The sequence below is a fragment of the Clostridium polynesiense genome (assembly GCF_000820705.1).
Taxonomy (GTDB): Bacteria; Bacillota; Clostridia; order Clostridiales; family Clostridiaceae; genus Clostridium_AA; species Clostridium_AA polynesiense.
Genome location: NZ_CCXI01000022.1, coordinates 1 through 4,003, shown reverse-complemented (window position 1 = coordinate 4,003; position 4,003 = coordinate 1). Strand labels below are relative to the sequence as shown.

Genomic DNA, 4,003 nt, shown 5'->3' with positions numbered 1-4,003 from the left:
ACTTCTTTAATGACGCTCATACAATAGCCTCCATTATTTTTTATTTACTATGATATAATTTCTGGATTTTATGGTATCTGAATGTATAAGCAGCCCTCTATCAATAATATGTTTAATGGTATTATCAAAAGCCTGGAGAAGAGCCTTATCTATATCCTTTAAAGCCAGTTCTCTTAAGTGCTTCACCCCGGGATAATCCCTGGAGGGCTCTATTAAATCTGCAATGTATACTATCTTTTCTAAGAGATTCATATTTTCTTTACCGGTGGTATGATACCTTGCTGCATCCAGTACTTCTCTGTCCTTTATTCCCATAAGCTCTTCTGCTATAATAGCTCCAGCAGGACCGTGAAGCAGCTGAGGCATGGCTTTGTCTTCACTGGTTAATTTAAAACCTTTATCCTCAATAAGCTTTATTAATTTATCTCCGGGAAGGTGCTTTGCTGCGTCGTGGATATACGCTGCCAGTGCAGCTTTATCCCTGTCTGCTCCATATCTGTCAGCAAGACTTTGAGATGTCTCAACAACTCCTAAAATATGTATGTATCTATTTTCAGAAGTATTTTCCTTTAAATATTCTTTAATCTTATTTTTACTCCACATATCACTACCTCTTTTACATCATCTATATAAATTTAGCTTCTCTATTATGCGGTATACTCTGTCCGGCAGAAAAAATCTATACTCTTCGCTATTTTTAATCCTTCTTCTTATGTCTGTGGACGAAATATCCATTTCCAATAAATCTAAAAAGAATATTTCTTTATTGTAGTGCTTTTCTACCTTTTCCTTTTGTTTTAAAAGCTCCTGAAGATTATATCCAGGCCTTTTAAAAACCACAAATTTAGAAAGCTCCAATATTTCTTCTACCCTTCTCCAACTGCTTAACTCCATAAGGCAGTCTGCTCCTGTTATAAAGTATATTTCTACATCTTCATAGAGCTTATTTAAATGCTGCAGGGTTTCAAAGGTATAGCTGTAGCCTTTTTTGTTTATTTCATAATCACATAGGGTAAAGCCTGTGTATCCTTCTACAGCAGCCTTTACCATTTCACTCCTCATAATACCGGATAAAATCTCCCTGCTCCTTTTATGGGGAGGGTTCCCTGCGGGCATAAAAATTATTTCCTCAAGGTCAAATTTTGCCTTAGCTTCTGAAGCAATGTAAAGGTGGCCATTGTGAATAGGGTTAAAGGTACCTCCAAGCAATCCGATTTTCTTCATAGATGTTTAAATGCTATTTTCTTTCCGGAAGCTCTATTTTAGGTTTTTTAAGAGACTTTTTATATAAAACTATCTTATTTCCTATAACCTGAACCCCTTCACATCCTATAGCTTCGCAGATTTTATCCGAGGCTTCCCTGGGATCGCAGCCGCTATTTTCTAAAATTGTTATTTTGATAAGCTCCCTTGCCTCTAAAGCATCTTCAATTTGGTTTAAAAATGCATCTTCAATTCCGTTTTTTCCTAATTGAAATATAGGACTTATACCGTTTGAAAGAGACCTTAAATAGGCTCTCTGTTTGCTTGTAATCAAATTAATACCCCCTTATCTCATAAATTCAAATTCAAAGTCATTTAATCTTACCGTGTCACCGTCTTCTATTCCCATTTCTACAAGTTCATCCAGTATTCCTTTGTTTTTAAGCACCTTGTGGAAGTACTTCAATGAATCGGGATCGTTTATATTTACAGCCATAAGCAGCCTATCTACAAAGCTTCCCTCTATGGAGTATATCTTAAGTCCATCTTCCTCCAAAACGGAAATGGCATAAGTAAATTTCTTTTCTTCCGGAACGAATTTTTCCTCCTCAGAAATCTCCAAATCTGTTACAGGAATAGTGCTTAATACCTCTGCAGCCTCTTTAATTAAAGCTTCTACCCCTTCATTGGTAGCTGCGGATATTTTATACACTTTTTCGTAACCCATTTCTTTAAGCTTATTTTTAAAGTTAATAAAAACTTCCTCATCATAGAGCATATCAGACTTATTAGCCGCTATAATTTGAGGTCTATCCCAAAGCTTAACGCTGTACTTTTTCAATTCTTCATTAATCTTTATAAAATCCTCAACGGGATCTCTTCCTTCTATTCCGGAGATATCTACAACATGGATAAGCAATCTGGTTCTTTCTATGTGCCTTAAAAAGTCTAGTCCAAGACCTACACCTTCCGCTGCACCTTCTATTATTCCCGGAATATCCGCCATTACAAAGGGCTGAATCCCCGGCACGCTTACAACTCCTAAGTTAGGCTTTATAGTTGTAAAATGGTAGTTTGCAATCTTGGTCTTGCTTTTGAAACCATGGAAAGCAGTGTGGACTTACCTACATTAGGGAATCCCAATAAGCCTACATCTGCTAAAAGCTTAAGCTCTAAGGTTATCCATCTTTCCTCTCCAGGCATTCCCGGCTCTGCAAAGCTTGGAGCCTGCCTTGTAGGGGTTGCAAATTTAGTGTTTCCCTTACCGCCTTTACCACCTTTGCATACTACATAGGTATCATCTTCATGGGATAAATCAGCCATTATTTTGTTTGTTTCAACATCTCTCACAATGGTACCCATAGGAACCTTGACTATTAAATTATCGCCATTTTTCCCGTAGCATTTTGCTCCTGCACCGTTGCCGCCTCTCTCTGCAGCAAATTTCTTTTTATATTTAAAGTCAAGGAGAGTGGTCATCTGAGGATCTACTTTTAATATGACGTCTCCGCCTCTTCCTCCATCTCCGCCATCCGGTCCTCCCAGAGGTATGTATTTTTCCCTTCTAAAGGATATAGCTCCATTACCTCCGTCTCCCGACTTGACAAACAACTTTGCGGTATCTATAAACATATTCTCATCTCCTTTACCTATATTTTATCAATATAATTATATTATTATCACGTAAAAATTTCTTTATTAATATAGAATTCATATTAATAAGGATTATATATTAATTCTAAATTAAAAGCACCCTAATCAGGGTGCTTTTCAAATTATTCAGCTATCTGTTCAACATCTACAGGGTAAACGCTAGCTCTTTTTTTGTCTTTACCCATTCTTTCAAATCTAACGATTCCATCCTGCTTAGCAAATAAGGTATCATCTTTACCTTTACCTACGTTAGCACCTGGATGAATTTTTGTTCCTCTCTGTCTAACTATTATGTTTCCAGCAAGAACAAACTGTCCATCCGCAGACTTAACACCAAGTCTTTTGGATTCTGAATCTCTACCGTTCTTGGAGCTACCAACTCCTTTTTTATGAGCAAACAATTGAAGGTTTATTATTAACATAGTATTACACCTCCTCTATCTCCAGGTTGATATATTTACCGTACGAAACTATCATACTTTCAATGCTCTTAAGCATGGTTTGAAGCAGAACCTGACAGCTTAAAATTTCTTCGCTGCTGTTTTTCTCTATGGAACATATCAATAATCCATCATCAATTTCATACTTAAGCTTTATTTTTAAAATCTCTTCTATTCCAATTATCATGGTTTGAGACAGAACTGATAGTGCTGCACACACAATATCTTCTCCTTCACATGCATAACCGGCATGGCCATCCATGGAAAAATAAACTATCTCACCGGACTTTCTTTTAAACTTAATATCAGTCATAATTAAGCTTCAATTTTTTCGATAACTAATTTAGTGTAAGGCTGTCTGTGACCTGACTTTCTTCTGTAGTCTTTCTTAGGCTTATATTTGAAAACTATGATTTTCTTATTTTTGCCTTGAGAAGCTACTTTAGCCACAACTTTTGCACCTTCAACTACTGGCTTACCAACTACTAATTCTCCGTTTTCCTTGGAAACCACAAGAACCTCTGTAAGCTCAACTGTTGAATCAACCTCAGCATTCAATTTTTCAACGTATATAACGTCTCCCTCTTGAACTCTGTATTGTTTTCCACCTGTTGTTAATACTGCGTACATGAATACACCTCCTCATAACGGTCTCGCCACTTCAGGTACAACTCTCTGGGAGTTGTTTTATAAAAAACCAATGGTGT

The 4,003-nt window shown here is 36.7% G+C and carries 6 protein-coding genes and 1 pseudogene; all 7 read right to left on the bottom strand.

Annotation, left to right across the window (positions count from 1 at the left end):
- Nucleotides 1-33: 33 nt before the first annotated feature.
- The 7 genes and pseudogenes from yqeK to rplU all read right to left on the bottom strand — a co-directional run bounded on the left by yqeK (nt 34) and on the right by rplU (nt 3,926).
- Nucleotides 34-603, bottom strand: a complete 570-nt coding sequence (yqeK, locus tag TA89_RS03110; RefSeq protein ID WP_040210747.1) for a bis(5'-nucleosyl)-tetraphosphatase (symmetrical) YqeK — start codon at nt 601-603, stop codon at nt 34-36.
- Between the two features lie 18 nt (nt 604-621).
- Nucleotides 622-1,224, bottom strand: coding sequence for a nicotinate-nucleotide adenylyltransferase (gene nadD / locus TA89_RS03105; protein WP_040210744.1), 603 nt, complete (start codon nt 1,222-1,224; stop codon nt 622-624).
- 13 nt (nt 1,225-1,237) lie between these two features.
- Nucleotides 1,238-1,537 (bottom strand): ribosome assembly RNA-binding protein YhbY, encoded by a 300-nt coding sequence (gene yhbY, locus TA89_RS03100; protein WP_040210743.1) that lies wholly within the window; start codon nt 1,535-1,537, stop codon nt 1,238-1,240.
- A 12-nt stretch (nt 1,538-1,549) separates the two neighbouring features.
- A pseudogene (gene obgE, locus TA89_RS03095) lies at nt 1,550-2,835 on the bottom strand (GTPase ObgE).
- A gap of 143 nt (nt 2,836-2,978) precedes the next feature.
- A complete protein-coding gene (gene rpmA / locus TA89_RS03090; protein WP_040210742.1) occupies nt 2,979-3,278 on the bottom strand; it encodes a 50S ribosomal protein L27 in 300 nt (99 codons plus the stop codon).
- 4 nt (nt 3,279-3,282) lie between these two features.
- Nucleotides 3,283-3,609 carry a ribosomal-processing cysteine protease Prp gene (locus tag TA89_RS03085; RefSeq protein WP_040210741.1) on the bottom strand — a complete coding sequence of 109 codons (327 nt, stop codon included), beginning with the start codon at nt 3,607-3,609 and terminating at the stop codon, nt 3,283-3,285.
- A gap of 2 nt (nt 3,610-3,611) precedes the next feature.
- Complete coding sequence (gene rplU, locus TA89_RS03080) at nt 3,612-3,926, bottom strand: 50S ribosomal protein L21 (RefSeq protein ID WP_040210740.1); 315 nt, start codon at nt 3,924-3,926, stop codon at nt 3,612-3,614.
- Nucleotides 3,927-4,003 lie beyond the last annotated feature (77 nt).

Coding starts and splice junctions, on each gene's coding strand:
- rplU (WP_040210740.1), bottom strand. CDS start 3,926: ATGTACGCAGTATTAACAACAGGTGGAAAACAATACAGAGTTCAAGAG.
- yqeK (WP_040210747.1), bottom strand. CDS start 603: ATGTGGAGTAAAAATAAGATTAAAGAATATTTAAAGGAAAATACTTCT.
- nadD (WP_040210744.1), bottom strand. CDS start 1,224: ATGAAGAAAATCGGATTGCTTGGAGGTACCTTTAACCCTATTCACAAT.
- rpmA (WP_040210742.1), bottom strand. CDS start 3,278: ATGTTAATAATAAACCTTCAATTGTTTGCTCATAAAAAAGGAGTTGGT.
- TA89_RS03085 (WP_040210741.1), bottom strand. CDS start 3,609: ATGACTGATATTAAGTTTAAAAGAAAGTCCGGTGAGATAGTTTATTTT.